Source organism: Rhodococcus sp. NPDC019647 (genome assembly GCF_044389235.1).
GTDB lineage: Bacteria > Actinomycetota > Actinomycetes > Mycobacteriales > Mycobacteriaceae > Rhodococcus_F > Rhodococcus_F oxybenzonivorans.
In genome coordinates this window covers 20,212-38,816 of record NZ_JBIRXS010000005.1, presented here as the reverse complement: position 1 = coordinate 38,816, position 18,605 = coordinate 20,212, and the positions used below count along the sequence as shown (strand labels likewise).

Genomic DNA, 18,605 nt, shown 5'->3' with positions numbered 1-18,605 from the left:
GCAGGCCCCGTAGGCTTGCGAGATGGAACGAACTTCGACGAGGTGACGGTTGTGACCGAACTGATCCTGGGACCACTTCTGCGGCACGTGGGCAGGTGTGACGCGACGGTGTGGGTGGAGACTTCCGGACCCTGCACGGTCGGCGTACTCGGGCACACCGAGCACACGTGGGAGGTCGCCGGCCACCACTACGCGCTGGTGGTGGTGGAAGGGCTGGAAGCGGGGTCGAGCACGCCCTACGAGGTCACCCTCGACGACCGCCTGGTGTGGCCGCTGCCCGACGCGAAACCGTCGACCATCCGCACACTCGCCGACGACGGTTCGCTGGTTCTCGTCTTCGGTTCGTGCCGTTTCGCCACCATGTCCACCACCGAGGACAACAACCACCTCGGCACCGACGCTCTCGATGCCTTCGCGTTGAGGATGACGGAACAACCGGAGAGCCAGTGGCCTGATGCTCTCCTCCTCCTCGGCGACCAGGTGTATGCCGACGAACTGTCGGCGGAAACCGAGCGCAGGCTCGCCGAGATTCACGACTTGAGCGAGCCGCCGGGACCGCAGGTCCGTAACTACGAGGAATACACCTGGCTGTATGCGGAGTCGTGGTCCGACCCGCAGGTGCGCTGGCTGATGTCGACCGTGCCGACATCGATGATCTTCGACGACCACGACGTTCGTGACGATTGGAACACCTCTCAGTCGTGGCGGGACGAACTCGAGGCCAGCTCGTGGTGGGAGGAGCGGATCGTCGGCGCGTTGTCGTCGTACTGGGTCTACCAGCACCTGGGCAATCTGGGACCCGCGCAACTCGCCGAAAACGAACTGTATCAACGTGTTCGGAACCATGGCGGTGACGTGGAACCGATCCTCCGCGAGTTCGCATCCGCCGCCGACGAGGAAGCCGACGGCGCAAAGGGTGCGCAATGGTCCTATCGCCGCGACCTCGGGCCGGCGCGGCTCCTCGTCATCGATTCGCGCTGTGGACGCGTCCTCACCGACGGCCGGCGTGAGATGGTGTCCGATCCGGAGTTCACCTGGATCGAGCGCCAAACTCAGGGAGACTACGACCACCTCCTCGTCGGGACGTCGTTACCGTGGCTGCTGCCGCGCGCGCTGCACGACCTCGAATCGTGGGACGAGCGTCTGGCCGAAGGCAGCCGGGGACCACGCCTGGCCGCCCTCGCCGAGAAGATCCGGCGTGGGGCCGATCTCGAACACTGGGCGGCCTTCCGCAGTTCGTTCGATCGACTCACCAGATTGTTCGGCGACGTCGGCCGCGGGCAGTGCACCGGCCCGGGCGGGCGGGCGCCGTCCACCATTTCCGTGCTGTCCGGGGACGTGCACCACGCGTACGTCGCGGAGGCACACTATCCGGAGCCGACTCAGTCGCACGTCTACCAACTGACATGTTCGCCGCTGCACAACTACGTGCCTGCCGCAATGAAGGTGGCCTTCCGCATATCGTGGCGGCGCGCCACCGAACGGACGACCCGCTTCATTCTGGGCCGGGTCTCGAAGGTTCCGCCGGTGCCGATCGAGTGGAGCAAGATCACGGGACCGTTCTTCGGCGATCAGGTGGCCACCCTCCGACTGCACGGCAGGGCAGCTCACCTCGTCATGGAACAGGCGACCACCGACAGTGCGGGCACCCCGCAGTTCACCACCATGGCCGACCTCGTGCTGTCGACGGCGGACGATTCGGTGCCTAGCGCTTCTCGGCCTCCGCTTTGAGCTGTGCCAGGCCCTTGTCGAAGTCCTTGCCTACGAGCTTGTCCATATTCACGATGAAGCCGAACAATTTCAGCATCCAGTTCTTCCGGCCGGTCATCTGCCAGCGGACCGTCGTCCCGGCGCTGTTCGGCTCGAGTAGGAGCGTCGTGACGTTCTGCGCCGGAAACGGCTTCTGGAACTCCAGGTCGAGGACGACCTCGGTATCGGGTACCGATTTCGTGATCGACATCGAGCCTTTGCCCGCCTTGCGATTGCCTTCCCAGCTGTAGGTGGCGCCCACCCCGGAATCCGGCCCCGTGTAGGTCCGCCGCAGATTCGGGTCGACTCCTTCCCATGGCGACCACGCCGTCCATCGGTGGAAGTTGTCGATGAGGGGAAACACGGTTCCCGGGCTTGCATCGATCACGATGGATCGTTCGACGCGGAACTCGTCGGAAGTCTTCGGTGCCAACACTGTCTCCGTTTCGTCGCTCGAGAAGCCAGGTCGCTCGAACCGACCCTGCCGGTACCGCCCGAAGTCGGGGCGTTGCGCGGTATCGTCGAGGACGACCCGTACGACATGCTGTGGTAGGGGGTGCGACATCGTCAGCGACTCGATAGGTAATGTTAGCGACTCGATCCGCAATATCGCTCTGGTGGGACATCAGGGGAACGGTAAGACGAGCCTCGCGGAGGCAATGCTGTTTCGTGCCGGCGTCGTCACCCGTCCGGGGCGCGTCGAGAACGGCAACACCGTGCTCGACACCCAACCGGAAGAGCACGACCGTACCCAGTCGTTGACTCTCGGCCTGGCGTCGTTCGAGTGGGCCGATTGCCGGATCAACCTCCTCGATGCGCCCGGTTACGCCGATTTCGTCGGTGATGCGATGACGGCGCTGCATGTCGCCGACGTCGCCGTATTCGTCGTCGACGGTGTCAGCGGTCTGCAGGTCAACGACGAATTGCTCTGGCAGGCGGCGGCGGAACGCTCGATTCCCCGGATCGTGTTCATCAACAAGATGGACAAGGAGAGGGCATCGTTCGATCAGACGCTGGCAGGTCTCCGAGACCATTTCGGCGCCGGGGTGGAACCGCTCGATCTGCCGGTCGGTGAGGCGTCGGAGTTCACCGGCGTGGCCGATCTTCTCAGCGAGCACGTCATTCTCTACGACACCGGCTCCGCAACCACCAGCGACGAACTCCCCGCGGACATCGCCGACCGCGAGCACGAGCAGCATGAACACCTCGTGGAGGACGTCGTCGAGATCGAAGACGATCTGCTGGCCCGATACCTCGACGGTGATGCCATCAGTGTTCCCGAACTCGAGCACGCACTGCGTCGGGGATTTGCCGGCGGATCCCTGTGGCCGGTGCTGTGCGGATCGGCGACCGAGGCGATCGCGATCGACCGGCTGCTGGACTTCTTGTGTCACATCGCGCCGGCGCCTTCGGAGGTGCCCGGTGTCGAGGTGCGCAACGGGAACGGATCCGACTCGCTGACGTGTGATCCGTCCGGCGATCCGCTGGCGTTCGTCTTCAAGACACAGACCGACGAATACGTGGGTCAGGTTGCGTTGATGAAAGTCCTCTCCGGCACGCTCCATGCCGATGATGTGCTCGTCGACCAGCGAACCGGCACCAAGGAACGCCTCCACAACTTGCTCCGGGTTCTGGGCAGCAAACACACCCCGATCGACACCGCAGTTGCCGGCGACATCGTGGGGGCGATCAAACTCACCGACGTCACCACCGGTGACACCCTCGCCCCGATCGGGTCCTCGCTCACGGTCACACCGGTCGAACACAAACGCCCGGTCTACGGAATCGCCGTCGCCGCCGACAGCGCGGGTGACGAAGACAAGTTGTCGACCGCCCTGGCCGAGCTGGTGGGTGACGATCCGACTCTGGAAGTGGTCCGCGACAGCGAAACCCATCAGACCGTGCTGCGGGGGGCGGGTGACGTCCACGTCCAGGTGGCCCTCACCCGTCTGCAGCGGCGATACGGCATCACCGTCCGCACCGAACCCGTAAAAATCGCCTACCGGGAAACACTGCTCGCCCCGGTCGAGACGGAAGGCAGGCACAAGAAGCAGAGCGGCGGTCACGGGCAGTTCGGTGTCGCGACCGTCCGATTCGAACCTCTCCCCCGCAACGGTGGCTACGAATTCGTCGACGCCACGCGGGGCGGCGTGATCCCCAAGTCACTCATCCCCGCGGTGGGCAAAGGTGTCGCCGAATCGATGGAACGCGGCGGGCGACACGGGTTCCCGCTCGTCGACCTGCGGGCGACGGTTCTGGACGGCAAACACCATTCCGTCGACTCGGACGATTTCAGCTTCCGGATGGCCGGGGCACTCGCTCTGCGCGCCGCCATCGACAAGGTGGGCACGCTGATCCTCGAACCCGTCGACCGCGTGGAGGTCACGGTGCCCTCCTCCCTTCAGGGCGATGTGATGGCAGATCTCGGGCGGCGGCGTGGCCAGATCGAGGGCACCGAGCCCGCCGGAGACGGAGAAGTCACCGTGATCGCCTCAGTGCCCACCAGCGAGGTCGTCGACTACCCCGTCGCCTTGCGCTCGATGACGCATGGACGGGGCCGCCTCGCGCTGTCGTTCGAGCGCTATCAGGAGCGCCCTGACCCTCGGTAACCGCCACGCCCTTCCCCGTGATGGAGCTCAGTGTGGCGCAGCTTCGTCGCGGCTCCAGGTGTCCGTCTGGGTAAGCCAGAAGAGGTAAGCCAGCGCCGGCACTACCGTCACCGCGGCGAGGCCGACGACCACAAGCAGTCCGATGAGCGTTGCTCTCGCTCCCGCGGCGTCGGCGATGAGAACCTGGTCGACGAGAATCCAGGGTGTCTGGGCGACGCCCCAGCCGATCACGATCGCTGCCACGGCGACGAGCGCCGTGATCCGGGCTGCACCGAAGCGACTCCGCCACACCAAGATCAGTGTGGCGACACCGGCGAGCGCGGAGACAACGATCAACGGCAACGCGCTGCCGAGGAGACCTTCACCGAGAGTGGGCGAGTCGCGGCGGATGGGTTCGATCGCGGCCAGTGCGACTGCGCCGACGACGACACCGACGACAATCGTGCGCGGTCGCAGGTACGCGGCCAGCGTGCCGTCGCCCGAACGATCGGCGTCTGCGGTGAGGAAGACCCCGGCCAGGAATGCACACGTTCCGACGGCAATCATGCCGCCGAGGACGGATGTGGGATTGACCCATGAGATCATAACGTCGCCGTATCCGTCCGCGGGCACACGCCCCGAGGCGACTGCGCCCGCCACCGTGCCCAGGAAGAAGGGGGTGATCAAGGACGAACCGGCGAAGAGCACTCCGAACAGTCGCGCCTGCCCCATGGTCGCCGAGTACTTACGAAACGCAAAGTTGGCCCCGCGCAGCACAATGCCGAGAAGGGCGAGAATCAGCGGAATGAACAAGGTGGTCATGATCGCCGCGAACACGGTCGGGTAGGCCGTCCACAGAAATACCAGGATGTAGATGAGCCACACGTGATTGGCCTCCCACACCGGACCGATGCTGTGGTCGATCAGCACCCGAAGCCGACTTCCGCGATGCGGTCCGCCCGCCGTGAGATCCCAGAAGCCGGAACCGAAGTCGGCTCCACCGAACAACGCGTACAACACCACACCGGTGAACATGGCCACCGCAACGGTGTTCGACAGAGTCATCGCCCACTCCTCTGCCCGGCCTCCCCGGAGCGCTGCGTTTCGTCGACCGCCGAAGCCCCCGGCCCGTAGGGGCTGGCGAGATCCTCGTCTCCGGCCCGCCAACGCCTGGCCATGGACCGCAGCACGACGTACGCACCCACCGTCATCCCGAGATACACCAGCACGACGCCGAGGTAACTCCACCACAGGCCGCTGTTCTCACTGGCTGCGTCAGCCGTGCGGAGCACCTGCCATACCGTCCACGGCTGACGCCCGACCTCGGTGGCGATCCACCCGCACTCCAGAGCGATGATCGCCAGCGGTCCGGCAACAACGGCGCCTCGCAGGAACCATCGGCTGGTCAACGGGTCGTGTCGGCGCCAGCGCAGTAGCCAGAACACGACGACAGCGACCGCGAGCAGAGTGCCGATCACCACCATCGTCTGGAACGCGAGGTGCGTGATGTTCACCGGTGGCCGGTCCTCCGCCGGGACGGTGTCGAGTCCGGGAATCGGTGCCGTCAAGGAGTTGCGGGCGATGATCGAGCCCAGGCGGGGAATCTCCAGCGCCCACTTGACCTCACCGTCGATGAGCAGGCCGCCCAATCGCAACGGTGCAGGCCCTTCGGTGGTGTCCGCGAGTTCGAAGGCGGCCAGCTTGGACGGTTGCGTGTCGTGGACGCGCATTCCGAGGACGTGACCGATCACCGGTTGGAGTAGGGCTGCCACGCTGGCGAAGGTGAACGGCACGATGAAACCCAGACGGTGATGTTCGTCGCGGCGACCACGGAGGAGTCCGGCGGCGTACACGCCTGCCACCACGAATCCGACGAGCATGAACGCGCCCACCCACATGTGGGCGAACTGCAACCAGACACCGGAGTTGAACATCGCCTTCCACGGATTGACGTCGGTGACCTCACCGTCGACGAGTCGGAAGCCGGTCGGATTGTTCATCCATGCGTTGACGCTCACGACGCAGAAGGTGCCCACCACACCGGCCAGCCCCATCGGGACGAGCATCGCCAGATGCCGGCGCGGCGGCAGACGACCCCACCCGTAGAGGTAGATGCCGAGGAATATCGCTTCGATGAAGAAGGAGAGGCCCTCGAAGGCGAACGGGAGTCCGAGCACGTCCCCGTAGCGGCCCATCAGCCCAGGCCACAGAAGACCCATTTCGAAACTGAGCACCGTGCCCGACACCGCGCCGATCGCGAACAGAATCGCCGACACCTTGCCCCACCGTTTGGCCAGGCCGAGAGCGACCGGGTCGTCACGCACGATGCCGCGTCGATGCAGGACGTAGATCATGGCGGGGAAGGCCACCCCGAAACACGCCAAAATTATGTGCCAGCCCAATGAGAAAGCCATCTGCTGACGTGCGGGCAGCAGTCCGGCCGGACCGTCGGCGGCGAGCAGCTGGACGGCAACACGCCCACTCGGCACCATCACAGACCCTTCCCGTTCGTCCACCGTGCGCCGGTCATGCACGCCCGCGGCGTCTCCGCCCGCGCTTCCACCGGCATACCCGCTGGGTGGGCGAGGCAACCCGGCTCAGGAGGAGTCGGTCCGATCATGCGGGGCTGGTGTAGATCTCGAGACCCTTGGCGGAATTCACGGCGAGTGGCGGGCCGGTGGCGGATCCGCCATCGTTGTGAGACGCGCCCATGAATCGGGGTCAACGGACCGCCGAACGCCTCAATTGCCCGGCTCTAGATCACTCGGGGTGTCCCGATTGACGCCCCGAAAGCAAAATCATCACCGGACGGGTCAAACGGGAACGCGCAGCTCAGGGAGTCTCGGTCAACGCCCCCTTCCGGAGATGTGCCGATCAACGTTCCGCGTACGGCGAAGATTCCGCAACGAAGCATTGAGGACTCGTTCGTGCAAATTGTGACAGGATCGCCGAGGGTCGAAAAGGGTCGTCGGAACGATGTGAACGGCCGACGCGTCCCGCAATACGGTCCGTGCGCTGGCGCCTTTGCTGTGTGAGGGTCGTTCACGCGCGGAGCCAAAGGGGTGGCGGGGAAGTGTAGCCTCGTGGATGTCGAGGGTCATTCGAATATGCGCGGTCAAGCCATGTCGTCCTCGGCGCCCAAACCGGCCCGAAGTCAAAGGTCCGAGAACTGGAGCGCCGCGATGGCGTCGAACCCGACCAATGTGTCGAACTCTCTAGCGGTTTCCAAGTCATCTAGCCCTGCACGGGCACTGGAATCGACGCTGTCCTGCACGGCATGTCCGCACAGCCCCGATTCCCACGATGCGCTCGGTATTCGGTTTTGCGCCGTGACCTCGGACCGAAACCTCGACCGAAAGTGCATCTGCGCTGGCGAACAGACGACTGGACAGTTCTACTCCCGGTACTGAACGAGAAGTTCACCCAAACGGGAGCGTCGATGGCGGTACCCGGAGCACGGCATGTTTGGTGGATTTGAGGATCTCGAATTCGCCCGTTTCTCCGAACAGCCAGTGGTCGCGGTGCTCGGCGGCCGCGCTATCGCCGAGGAACACACCGCAGTCCTCGATCGTTCAGCCACCGGTCTTGCGGCCGCGGCAGGGATCAGTCGAGAGCGGGTCTACCAGATTCGCGATCGTCGCCGCTAATCCCAATCAATCCAATGGGAGTCATCGACCTCTCACATGACGTCGCTAGTTTGCGATAAAAGGTGTCGATACAACGTGGCGCGGCCAATCCCCAGGAGGCAGCGAACAGACCGCAAAGAGGGGTAGAACCTTTTGAGAGCCAACCTCCGGCCGGCGGGTGGCAGGAAGACGTTCCCGCGGATTCCAAGATAGTTGTGGCACTCTCATGACGCTGAGCCGGGTTGAGCGAATTCTGTCGGTCGTCCCGGGCATAATCCATCGGCGTGGGGGCGTGTTCGTGCTTCCCGTTTAACCGGAGGTAAGAGCATGTGGCAAGTGATCGGGGTTCTGGTCCTCGTCGGAATAGTGGTTGCAGCGATCAAGACTCTTTGGCCAGTCGCCCTCGTCGCGGGAATTGGTTATCTCCTGTACCGGCTTATCCGGCACATCTTGAAGAAGCGCTACTTCGCCAGCGAGGGGTTCCTGGCGCATAAGGCCGAGATCGCATCGGTGGCCGCTGAGCACAACGAGATCGCTGGCTACGTCGCCGAGATCCGCAGCCGAGGAACCTTCGTACTTGGCGGGTCATCGACCAGTGCGCGGGCGCACCTGGCGACGTTCGACAACACCAGCCGTCACAAGTACCGGCGTGACCGCAACCTGGCCACTTATCAGGCCCCAAACGTTCACAACTGCTCGCTGCAGGTCGTTCGCAACGCCAGTGTCGACCCGGTCAAGTACCTAATGAAGTACTTCGACATCAGGGCCAACGAGGAAGACCTCGCCGAGGTTGAGAGCCTCGGAGACGGCATCACCCGTCTGGAGGATGCGGTCGCGAATCTTCAGCACCGGGAAGCCAGCATCACCCAAATGGTCAACCCGCCGAAGTTTATCCTCAAGCACTACTCTGACGAGTTCATGAAGCACGTCGGAGTCGAGTTGTCCCCGATCAGCGTGCCGTATCCGGTCTATACCTTCGAGTACGTCAGTGCCGGTGGAAACAGCAGTCAGCAATCATCTGTCACTCTCAACCGGCAGACAATCGACGCGCTGATCGAAACTATGTCGCAGAAGATCAAGTGGCGGAGGAGTGCAGCTGGCCAGCGCGCGCTCATGACCACGAAGCTGCGCAACATGATCAAGACCCGTGACCAACACACTGCCGGTACTGCTCGATTTCTCTGTCGGCGGAACCGCACTTGTTGCTAGAGGTGGATCACATCATGCCTGTGTCCAAGGGTGGTCTGACAGCGCCGGGGAATCTCCAAACCTTGTGCTGGCGGTGCAACCGGACCAAGTCGAACAAGCTCATCGCGTCGGGGTAGGGCTTGCCTGCGGAGCGCCATATCGCCTTCCCCAAATTCTTCCGAAGCCGACCCGCCGGATCGAACCCAACCCGCCTGTCTGGCCATCTGTCCGCTCCCCTAGCCTCACGCCGTGATCTGACTGAGCGTAACGCGTGCAGCGTCTCGGCCGCTTGCTCCGACACCACACGGACTCTGTTGTTGTCCGCTGGCGGATCCATCAACGGTCGTCATTCATGCGGACCGCATCGCGGCTGTCCCAGGTCGTCGGTATTACGCGATCTGGAAGCGCTCGTCGCCGAGTTCGACCTCGACGCGTAGGGCTCCGCCGACGGCTTCGACATACCGGCGCAACGTGTCGATCTGCACACGTTCGAGGTCGCCGTGCTCGATGTTGGACACCCGGTTCTGCCCGACTCCGAGCCGCTCGGCCAGCTGTTTCTGTGTCATCGCCACCGATTCACGCAGCTCCTGAAGTCGATACGCACGCACCTCGTCGATCATGCGGGTCTTGTGTGCCTCGACTGCGCCGCGATCGACAGGACGCTCGGCGAGCATCTGCTCAAGGCTCTTTGCCATCGTGTTCACCTACCTTTCAACTCGTCGAGATGGGCCGCGAAGCGGTCATCGGCGATCGGGATGTTGAGCTTGTACCAGGTCTTCCATTGTCCGGCCTTGTTGCCGGCAACCAGCAGTATCGCCTTTCGCTCGGGGTCGAACGCGAACAGCACCCGCAGCTCCGAGCGGCCACTGGACCCCGGCCTGAGCTCCTTCATGTTCTTGTGACGGGACGCCTTCACCGCGTCGACCAAAGGGCGGCCGAGCTGCGCTCCGCGAGTAGCTCGAGTGCAAGCCACTCTTCGACCAGCGTCTACTTATATCTCATACTATCTGCCACTGACGCGGCCGATGCCGGAGATATAGGTACGTCACGGCTACCCGTGACACCGTGCGATGTGGCGGGTTTGACCGTGTCCCACACCGACGCTCGAGGTGCAGGAACAATTCTTATCTGATTCACCCCCGCCCGGGGTGTCGCGGTGGGAACACTGCGGCGGGCCCGGCGATGACGCGGCCGGCTCGGGGTGGGACTGGTCTTGTCGCGGCACTGCCGGACCGGCGCATGTTCGGTAACCCGAATCTCCGGGTTCTTCCCGCGCTTGCGAACAACTTTGCTGCGCCCCAGTAGTGCACGTTTAGCGAGGTTCACCCCTGCTACGTGATCACGATTGCCGCCGACCTTGCACCGTGCGCACCACGCCCGGTGATAGCCGCCCGGGCGGGAGAGCGTGTCGTTACAGCCCGGGCACAGCGCCGACGTTCCGCGGGCCGGGACGGACACCACCGTCACACCGACCCCCGCGGCCGTGTGTGCGAGAGCGTCGACGGCTTGGCGGCGGACGGACTGCGCGGCCCGATTGTTGTTCACCCGGCCGTGCCCCCGCGTTTCGAGGGTGCTGAGGTCTTCCACCCCGATCACCTTCGCGCCCGCCGCGATAGCGTAGTCGGTCACTTCCCGGCCGAAGTGAAACGCTAGCTCCCGGTTGATCTTGCCCCGTTTGACACCGACCGCGGTGCGGTGGGCGTCGAGGACCGCGATCTTGTTTTCCAGGTTGGCGCGCACCTCGGGTGGTGCGGTCGCGGCGAGCCGCGTCAAACGTGCGGCTTTGCGGTGCAGGTGTTGGCCTTCCGCTTGCAGGCGGGCCAGTTTGATTCCCAGACCGCGGTCGTCGTAGGTGAAGCCCCGGTAGTCCGAGACCAGTCCGTCGGGGCGTTCGGTGACGATCGCGGCTGCTCCGAGGGTGGCCGGTGACCAATCCACCCCCACGGCGGTTGTTGCCGCGTTCAGATCAGTGGTGGGCACGTGCTCGGTGGCCGCGCAGCGCAGCAGCACACCTCGGTGGTCGAGGACGAGGGTCGGCAGATGCCAGTCGGTGATTGCTCTGGTGTGCAGGTGTGGTGGGATCGCGGCGATCAGGCGGACCCTGCGCCAGTGCGCCCGACCTGTCGGGGCGGCGGTGGTGGGCAGTTTGACCGTTAACACCATCACACCGTCTGCGACGGTGATCTGCGAGAGTTGTCGATCGGCGGCGGAAAGCCTGGCCATCACCGATGTCCGCGGCGGTTCCTGTACATCGGTGATGCGTAGGCGTTCGGTGGCCGCGCCGTCGGTGCGGCGGGCGCGCGCAGTGAGTTGTCGTGCCACGCCGCGCGCGTAGCCGTGCGGCACGTATTCGCCGGCCGTGGTGGGCGGCGTCAGCCGGCCGGTGACGGGGTCGAACCTGGCCGACAGCGACCCGATGGCGTCGTCCCGGTAAGCCAGGGTGCGCAGCGTGCCGATCGCCTGGGCGGTGACCACCCGGCTCACCCGCGACGGCACGTACACACCGGTCGGGTAGGACGGGTTCCACCCCAGACGCGCCGCAGCGACATGCCCCTGCATCGGGAGCTTCCGGCCCTGACCATCACGTCCGGCGGTAAGGGCATCGAAGGTGGCCGGGTGCCACAACCGAAACACCAACTCCGACTGCGCGGCGCCGATCAAATCGAGCAACCACCGAACACGACGATCGATCTCGTCGAGCCCGAGCGAGGCGCCGGTAGCGTCGTCGACCGCCGCATACGGGCGGGTGGTGAACGAAAACTGGCGCGGCACAGTGAATCCGGCAACAGTCATCGGCTATCCCTCCTCCAACCTCGCTGCCGCATCGCCCGAGAAGTCGGCGTTGATTCTGCTTCGACCGCAACCGGTAGCACCGGCCCGAAAACGACGCCGGCAACCCCATGAAGTCATCGATCAACTCTTCCCCCCACCGATGTGTCGCCATGCTCCCGCAGGACCTCGACCGTAACCCCGACCACCGACATTTAGCCTCGGAGGGAGTCCGCAGGCGGGCCGAACGATCCCGCCACACCACCCGCACCACCGTGAAGTGGCCTTCGGCGGCGTCGTCGACGCATCCGGTCCACACCGGCCCGCGTTTCCCTCACACCAGAACCGCGATCCTTGTACACCCGGTACACGGCCCCGGAAGCGCTCTCACGCAACATCGACTCCTGATCGGCGAGCGAGGACTCCTGCCCCGTCGAGCCGGACACCCGGCAGTACAACGCTTCCACCCGGTCGACCAGAGCCTTGTCCAGGGCAGGAGGACGGCCGAGGTAGGCATCGAGGTCAGTGCGATCAAACACGCGCTGGCCGGAACCCGTACGCCGGGACGGCAACCGGCCTTCCGACGCGGCCTTACCGACGCCCACGACTGACATGTTCAGATACGCCGCGGCCTCGCCAATGCGCATGAATCGAGAGGAGCAGAAAGAATCAGGGAGTATCATATGTCAAACCAACTGTTGAGAGCCTTTCCGTCCGTGGGTGTCCGGCGTATAGACCAGCGCGGCGCGGGAAACTCATCGGTGCGCGATCTGGGCTCGCCGGTAGTCCTCGTGCTCGGGGCTCAGCGTGGCGTACTCGGCCGATTCTGGCAAGCCGCCTGATCTCGACCGTTCGCAGTGCCTACGCTGTTCTGGGCAGGGCCGCGCCGGCATGCGCCTGCTTCCGCAGGGCCTCGAGATTCTGTCGCCTCTGGGGTCGCATGTCCCGATGCTGCGGGATCAGACGCTAATCGAGCGAGAGCAGTGGGCGGTACGGCAGTCGGTCGATCCGATACGAAACCGTCCTGGCAGCCATGCGCAGCGGCGGCACTCGGGGCTGCGTTCGTCGATGCGCGTGACGCCGGCGACCGCGTCGTACCGCTGCCGGGCTTTCAGTGCTGCTTTCACACTCGGCCCTTCGGGACGTGCACCTCCTCCGCCGTCAGACGGACGGCGCAGTGGCCATGCGGTCGGCGGCGCCGCGTAGTGCGCGTGAGATCGCGTACATGGCGGGGGTGTACTGGCGGCGGGCGAGAGAGGCGATGTAGATGACGCGCGTCGGCACATGGTCCTGCTCACGAAAAGTCACCGTCCGGACGTCCGGCCGGTGGTAGGCCACGGCGAGTCTCGGTACCATGGCGATTCCGACGCCGGCGGCGACCATCGCTTCGATCTCTTGGTAGTCGTGGGCTTCGTAGACGACGTCGGGTTCGAATCCGGCTGCGCGGCAACTGCGGAGAAGAACCTCCCCTGCCGGATGGTCGTTGCTTCGGATGATCCAACGAGCATCGCAAAGATCCGGGAGCGCGATCTCGTCGTCGCTCCGATGATCGATGGGCAGCAACAGGACCGTCTCGTCCTCCATCAACGATTCCAGCGATAGCGACCGCTCGGCTTCCTCGGTCCACGAGTAGCTCCACAGCAACGCCAGATCCACCTCGCTCGAGTGCAGCATGTCGAGAAGTTGCGGGCGTACCGCCGAACGCACCCGCACGTCGACTTCAGGCCACCGTGAGTGGTACTCCTTCAGCGCGTCAGAGAGCAGCGACGCGCTGACCGTAGGGAAAGAACCGAGCCGCACAGACCCGCGCTGCAGGCCACGGATCGCTTCGAGATCGCCGCTCGCGGCGCGCATCTCGCGTCGGAACAGGCGAGCGCGGCTGGTCAGGACTTCACCGGCCTCGGTGAGCTGGACCCCACGGGGCAGCCGGGTGAGCACCGGCTGCTTGATGCTGTGTTCGAGCTTGGCGATGCGCTGCGACGCAGCCGAAGGGGTCATCCGAGCGCGCTCGGCACCGGCAGTCAACGAACCCGCTTCCGCAATGTCGAGCAACAGGAACAGCGTGACGACGTCGAATGAGTGCTGCACTCGACCTCCCGACTTCAGTTGAGCTAAAGGGATCAGTAACGAAACGGTATTGCCCTTAAGCCGGTGCCGTCAATAGTGTGATTTGGACGACGTTCAAGCGCTGAATGTGACCTTCTGCCCACGCCTGGAAAGCTCTCTTATGACCTCCATCGAGATCCTCCCGCTCATCGCGCTCGTTGCGATGTTCGCGATCGCCACCTTCTTTCCGATCAACATCGGCATTCTCGGCTTCATCGGCGCTTTCGTCTTCGGCTATTTCGCACTCGGGTACGACGACAAGGAAATTCTCACCGCGTTTCCGAGTTCGATCGTGCTCACCATCGTCGGAGTGACCTACTTCTTCGGCATGGCCAAGCGCAACGGCACCATCGACCTGCTGGTCAACAGCTGCATTCGTGCGGTGAACGGACGGGTCACGGTCGTTCCCTGGGTGTTCTTCTTCACCGCATCCGTGCTCACCGCACTGGGAACTTTCAGTCCCGCCGCCGTCGCTCTGATCATCCCTGCCGCGATGGCGTTCGCCGCCCGCACTCACATGAGCCCGCTGGTCATGGGCATCATGGTCATCAACGGGGCCCACGCCGGCGCCTTCTCCCCGATCTCCGTCTCCGGTGTCCTGGTCCGAGACATCGTCGAGTCGAACGGCCTCTCGATCGCCCCGTGGACGTTGTTCTTCTCCAGTTACGGCATCAACCTGCTGCTCTCGGTGCTGACGGTGGTCGGCTACGCCGCGCTCGCCCGCACCCGAGGACTGGAGTTCTCCGCAACCGGGTCGACTGATACCGCGCCCCTCGGCGGTTCACGTGACGGCGCGCCGCACCGGACGACACTGCCCACGGGCGGCAGCAGCAGCAGCTCCGGAGCACCGGGCACGCGGGTACTCACGCGGCCGGTCTCGACCACCCTCATCGATGCACCCGCACCCGTTACCCGCGCCCAAAAGCTGACACTGTTCCTCATCGGGGCCCTGTTGGTGCTGGTCCTGGTCCTGCATCTGCCGATCAGCTTCATAGCCATCGCGGCGGGAGCAGTCCTGGCGTTCACCGATCTGAAGAAGCAGAACGACGCGATCGCGGACATCAGCTGGTCGACGGTCCTGCTCGTGGCGGGCATGGTCACCTACATCTCCATCCTCCAAGAGGTGGGCACCATCGACCACCTGGCAGAGATGGCCATCACCATCGGCGCACCGCTCATCGTCGCGTTCGTGCTCTGCTACGTCATCGGCGTCACCTCCGCCTTCGCATCCTCCACAGCACTGCTCGCCGCGGTAATTCCGCTCGCCATGCCGCTGCTGGGAACGGGAGCGCTACCAGTGGTCGGTGTCGTCGCCGCTCTCGCCATCTCCGCCACCGTCGTCGACGTGTCCCCGTTCTCGACGAACGGCGCCCTCGTTCTGGCCAATGCCCAGAACATCGAGCGGCCGCGCTTCTACCGTCAGCTGCTGCTCAACGCGGGCATCGTCGTCGCCGTCGCCCCGGCGCTGTGCTGGCTGATCCTGGTCGTCGTGCCGGCACTGCTCTGACTCTTAAGCCGCACTGAACGACCACGACAGATTTCTCCATTGTGCTTGAACCTCGCGGACCACAGCCTGGAAGCACAGACACGATCGAAAGGTCCATCCGATGTTCACTCTCCGAGGCACCTGGATGCGAGGCGGGACCAGCAAGTGCTGGCTTTTCAACGCCGTCGACATCGACCCCTACATCGCCGGCGCCGGCGGACTCGACAACATCCTCACGGCCGCTTTCGGGTCCGGCGATCCGAGGCAGCTCGACGGCGTCGGAGGCGGCAGCTCCACCACATCCAAGGCCGCCATCGTGCGGCGATCCACCGTGCCGGACATCGACGTCGACTACCTGTTCGCTCAGGTGGCGATCGACGACCGGACGGTCGAATGGGGCAGCGACTGCGGTAACTGCGCCACCGCGATCGGCCTCTACGCAGTGCAAGCCGGGTTGGTCGCCATCGACGACACCCTCACCATCGTGCGCATGCGGAATCAGAACACCGGAGCCGTACTGCGGGCAGAGATCGCCACGCCGGGTCGCCACGTCCCCACCGAGGGAAGCGCCTCGGTCCCGGGCACGCCGGCACTCGGCGTGCCGGTGGGTCTGACGTTCACCGGGTTGGACGCCGATCGCACCACCCTGCTGCCGACCGGACAGGCCGTCAACCGAATCGAGCTCGGCAGCAACATGTATCGAGGAACACTCGTCCGGGCCGGCGCTCCAGCCGCGCTGTTCGACGCGACGGACCTCGGGCTCACCGGCGCAGAGGACAACGACACCCTCGCCGACCGGCTTCCCACGCTCATCGCCCTTCGCCGCGAGGCTGCACTCCTGATGGGACTCGCACAGGAGGTCATCGGTCCAGCTTTCGAAGGTGCGGCCCCGCTGGAGATCTGACCCGCCCATGCCCGGCCGGTCCGCGCATACGAATCTCAGTCCATTGGCCTTCGCATACGGATCGAACAGTTCCGCCTCCAGTCGGCTCGATGGTCCCCCGTGGTTGTGCAGCACGAGTGGTCCGCCCGGGTCACCGGCTTCGAGATACGTGATGGTCCGGTCGCCGACCTGGATACTTCCCTCTCGCGTCACCTGGACTCCTCACCGTGTTGGCCGGAACCCGAACCCGGGTCGGCGGCGTCGAAACTGCAGTTCCCTCGCAGACGTCAGCGACGCTGCTGAAGCCAGTCCCGATAGTGCGTGGGCGCCAGACGAGCGTCTGAACCCGCTGTGAGCACGTCTCCGGTAACTGCGCCGAACAACCCGGCGTTCTCGTCGAGAGTCACGGTCCGGGCATCGCCCTGCGCCGCCAACGTGATTCTGCCGAGTTCGTCGAGAGGAAAAACCTCCGGACCGGCAATGTCTCGGATACCTCCCAGCGGTGTACCAGTGGAGACTTCGACGAGCGCATCGACCACCTCCGCAGCGGCAATCGGCTGGAGTGGGGTGGAGGGCAGCCGCACTGTGTCGCCGTCGGAGGTCCAGGACAAGACGGCGTCGACGAACTCGAAGAACTGGGTGGCACGAAGGATGGAGTACGGCGTCGGTCCCTGCCGGAGCAGGTTCTCCTGGAGGGTCTTTGCCCGGTAGTAGTCCAACTGGGGCACTTGATCGACACCGACGATCGAGAGGACCACCTGATGCCGGACACCGGCACGTTCCCCGGCCGCCAGCAGGTTACTCATGGAGGCCCGGAAGAAGTCCAGGGACGCCTCATCGAAGGTCGGAGAGTTCGAGGCATCGATCACCACATCTGCACCCTCGAGTGCGCTGTCCAGACCCTGACCCGAGAGCAGGTCGACGCCGGTGGACTGCGACGCGGGAATCGCCTCGTGACCGGCTTCGTTCAGCTTGCGGACCACCTGCGATCCGATCAACCCGGTACCACCGATGACTGCAAGCTTCATCGTCTCACCTTTCACGGCCGTCGCCGACGGTCGGCGCCGAGATGCCGGAGGCCTCTGCCCATTGTCCTCGCTCGGCAACGCGCTGTGAACCGCTATCGCCGGGTCCGTTCGTATCTGGACATCATCGGACGACGGGAACTTTGACCGGATGCGCCTTCATTATCGGAGCGGGCTTCGACCCCGGTCCTGCGCGCTCACGATCGCTGCCGCGGTGGACGCGATCGTCCGGTCGCCGTCGTCGGTGAGCCTGCCGAGTGCCGCCCGGGCCGCCGTGCCGGGAATCTCCGCGAGGGCCTGTGTGATTCGCAGCCTGGTGGGTGCATCGTCGGCGTTGTCGAGTTCGCGCTGCAGGGCCTCGACGATATCTTCCGCCGGAGATGCAATGGTCGTCAGCAGGCCCAGGACTTCGGCCGCCTCGACATCGCGCCGCCCGTCGACGACCATCTCGAGGAGGGCCGGTATCGAGTCCACGTTTCCCCGAGAGCCGAGAGCCAGGGCGGCGTACCCGCGGATGCCGGCATCCGGATCATCGAGGGCTCGTCTCAGATGTACCGTTGCCTCCGCTGTGTGGACAGCCGCTATCGCGGCAGTCGCGCGACGCCGGACGTCGACCTCCTCCGCGTCGAGACCCTTGGCAAGATGCGCAAGTCCGCGACCGGCGACCCTCGCCAACGACCAGTGCAGCGCACCGGCCACATTGGGGTCTTCCTCCGCGAGGGCGGCCTCGACCAGCGCTTCGACGGGTAGCGATGCCTTCCCGCTCTGCGACAGGATCGCTTGTTGACGACGGGCCGCCGACTCCGATTCGAGTGCGCGCAGCAGGGCGACGATGCGCAGGACATCTTCCCACTCCGCCGGGGAGGCGGCGTCTACACGTTCGAGCTTCGCGAGCAGTTCCTGATCGGCAGCGATTCGCTGGCGGGTGTGCCGGATGAGGTCTCCCACCAGATCGGCCGGAGTGAAATCGGGCCCGTCCAATGCTCGTTTGACCTCGTTCAACGACAGCCCCAACGTCCTCAGGCTCTCGACGTGGAACAGCCGTCGGATGTCGCCGGCGGAGTATTCGCGGTAGCCGCCAGTGGTGCGGCCGGTGGGACTGACCAATCCCAACGTGTCGTAGTGACGCAGCATTCGCGTACTGACGCCGCACCGCCGAGAAACCTCGCCGATCAACATCCCCTC

Annotated in this window: 16 protein-coding genes and 3 pseudogenes; 8 read left to right on the top strand and 11 right to left on the bottom strand. The window is 64.8% G+C overall.

All coding sequences use genetic code 11. The features are described from left to right. Positions 1 to 51: 51 nt before the first annotated feature. Complete coding sequence (locus ACH49N_RS12650) at positions 52 to 1,731, top strand: alkaline phosphatase D family protein (protein ID WP_358272706.1); 1,680 nt, start codon at positions 52 to 54, stop codon at positions 1,729 to 1,731. On the opposite strand, the gene ACH49N_RS12645 is transcribed toward ACH49N_RS12650, so the two are convergent. Beyond that, positions 1,706 to 2,182, bottom strand: a complete 477-nt coding sequence (locus ACH49N_RS12645) for an SRPBCC family protein (RefSeq protein ID WP_358272704.1) — start codon at positions 2,180 to 2,182, stop codon at positions 1,706 to 1,708. The genes ACH49N_RS12650 and ACH49N_RS12645 overlap by 26 nt on opposite strands. Positions 2,183 to 2,327: 145 nt before the next feature. Between ACH49N_RS12645 and fusA the strand changes: the two genes are divergently transcribed. Beyond that, complete coding sequence (fusA, locus tag ACH49N_RS12640) at positions 2,328 to 4,358, top strand: elongation factor G (RefSeq protein ID WP_317767970.1); 2,031 nt, start codon at positions 2,328 to 2,330, stop codon at positions 4,356 to 4,358. Between the two features lie 27 nt (positions 4,359 to 4,385). Here the strand turns inward: fusA and ACH49N_RS12635 are convergent, their stop codons facing one another. Continuing rightward, positions 4,386 to 5,402: a cytochrome d ubiquinol oxidase subunit II gene (locus ACH49N_RS12635; protein ID WP_358272703.1), complete on the bottom strand. Its 1,017-nt coding sequence runs from the start codon at positions 5,400 to 5,402 to the stop codon at positions 4,386 to 4,388. Then, positions 5,399 to 6,829 (bottom strand): cytochrome ubiquinol oxidase subunit I, encoded by a 1,431-nt coding sequence (locus ACH49N_RS12630; protein ID WP_358272976.1) that lies wholly within the window; start codon positions 6,827 to 6,829, stop codon positions 5,399 to 5,401. Before ACH49N_RS12630 ends, ACH49N_RS12635 begins: the two co-directional genes overlap by 4 nt. Positions 6,830 to 7,444: 615 nt before the next feature. On the opposite strand from ACH49N_RS12630, the gene ACH49N_RS12625 reads away from it, so the two are divergent. The 4 genes from ACH49N_RS12625 to ACH49N_RS12610 all read left to right on the top strand — a co-directional run bounded on the left by ACH49N_RS12625 (position 7,445) and on the right by ACH49N_RS12610 (position 9,288). Next, complete coding sequence (locus ACH49N_RS12625; RefSeq protein ID WP_358272974.1) at positions 7,445 to 7,747, top strand: RGCVC family protein; 303 nt, start codon at positions 7,445 to 7,447, stop codon at positions 7,745 to 7,747. Between the two features lie 51 nt (positions 7,748 to 7,798). Further along, complete coding sequence (locus ACH49N_RS12620; RefSeq protein ID WP_358272702.1) at positions 7,799 to 7,984, top strand: hypothetical protein; 186 nt, start codon at positions 7,799 to 7,801, stop codon at positions 7,982 to 7,984. A 306-nt stretch (positions 7,985 to 8,290) separates the two neighbouring features. After that, positions 8,291 to 9,172, top strand: a complete 882-nt coding sequence (locus tag ACH49N_RS12615; protein ID WP_358272700.1) for an HNH endonuclease — start codon at positions 8,291 to 8,293, stop codon at positions 9,170 to 9,172. 2 nt (positions 9,173 to 9,174) lie between these two features. Next, a complete protein-coding gene (locus tag ACH49N_RS12610) occupies positions 9,175 to 9,288 on the top strand; it encodes an HNH endonuclease signature motif containing protein (protein ID WP_358272972.1) in 114 nt (37 codons plus the stop codon). A 252-nt stretch (positions 9,289 to 9,540) separates the two neighbouring features. Here ACH49N_RS12610 and ACH49N_RS12605 read toward each other — a convergent pair whose 3' ends face one another. From ACH49N_RS12605 to ACH49N_RS12585, 5 genes and pseudogenes are all read right to left on the bottom strand, one after another. Continuing rightward, positions 9,541 to 9,846 carry a helix-turn-helix domain-containing protein gene (locus ACH49N_RS12605; RefSeq protein ID WP_358272698.1) on the bottom strand — a complete coding sequence of 102 codons (306 nt, stop codon included), beginning with the start codon at positions 9,844 to 9,846 and terminating at the stop codon, positions 9,541 to 9,543. Between the two features lie 5 nt (positions 9,847 to 9,851). Then, a pseudogene (locus ACH49N_RS12600) lies at positions 9,852 to 10,103 on the bottom strand (type II toxin-antitoxin system RelE/ParE family toxin); the annotation flags it as partial. A 35-nt stretch (positions 10,104 to 10,138) separates the two neighbouring features. Beyond that, entirely contained in the window at positions 10,139 to 11,944 is a 1,806-nt protein-coding gene (locus ACH49N_RS12595; protein WP_358272694.1) for a zinc ribbon domain-containing protein, read from the bottom strand. A 191-nt stretch (positions 11,945 to 12,135) separates the two neighbouring features. Further along, positions 12,136 to 12,567, bottom strand: a complete 432-nt coding sequence (locus tag ACH49N_RS12590) for a helix-turn-helix domain-containing protein (RefSeq protein ID WP_358272693.1) — start codon at positions 12,565 to 12,567, stop codon at positions 12,136 to 12,138. A 514-nt stretch (positions 12,568 to 13,081) separates the two neighbouring features. Continuing rightward, positions 13,082 to 14,008 carry a LysR family transcriptional regulator gene (locus tag ACH49N_RS12585; protein ID WP_358272691.1) on the bottom strand — a complete coding sequence of 309 codons (927 nt, stop codon included), beginning with the start codon at positions 14,006 to 14,008 and terminating at the stop codon, positions 13,082 to 13,084. Between the two features lie 139 nt (positions 14,009 to 14,147). On the opposite strand from ACH49N_RS12585, the gene ACH49N_RS12580 reads away from it, so the two are divergent. Beyond that, the gene (locus ACH49N_RS12580; protein ID WP_358272689.1) at positions 14,148 to 15,533 is read left to right on the top strand and encodes an SLC13 family permease; all 1,386 of its coding nucleotides are present in this window, start codon (positions 14,148 to 14,150) and stop codon (positions 15,531 to 15,533) included. A gap of 124 nt (positions 15,534 to 15,657) precedes the next feature. After that, positions 15,658 to 16,368 (top strand): annotated as a pseudogene (locus tag ACH49N_RS12575) (PrpF domain-containing protein); the annotation flags it as partial. Here the strand turns inward: ACH49N_RS12575 and ACH49N_RS12570 are convergent. From ACH49N_RS12570 to ACH49N_RS12560, 3 genes and pseudogenes are all read right to left on the bottom strand, one after another. After that, a pseudogene (locus ACH49N_RS12570) lies at positions 16,356 to 16,608 on the bottom strand (alpha/beta fold hydrolase); the annotation flags it as partial. The pseudogenes ACH49N_RS12575 and ACH49N_RS12570 sit on opposite strands and share 13 nt — an antisense overlap. A 74-nt stretch (positions 16,609 to 16,682) precedes the next feature. Then, a complete protein-coding gene (locus ACH49N_RS12565; RefSeq protein ID WP_358272687.1) occupies positions 16,683 to 17,423 on the bottom strand; it encodes an NAD(P)H-binding protein in 741 nt (246 codons plus the stop codon). Positions 17,424 to 17,582: 159 nt separating this feature from the next. Further along, positions 17,583 to 18,599: a MerR family transcriptional regulator gene (locus tag ACH49N_RS12560; RefSeq protein WP_358272685.1), complete on the bottom strand. Its 1,017-nt coding sequence runs from the start codon at positions 18,597 to 18,599 to the stop codon at positions 17,583 to 17,585. Between the last annotated feature and the right edge of the window lie 6 nt (positions 18,600 to 18,605).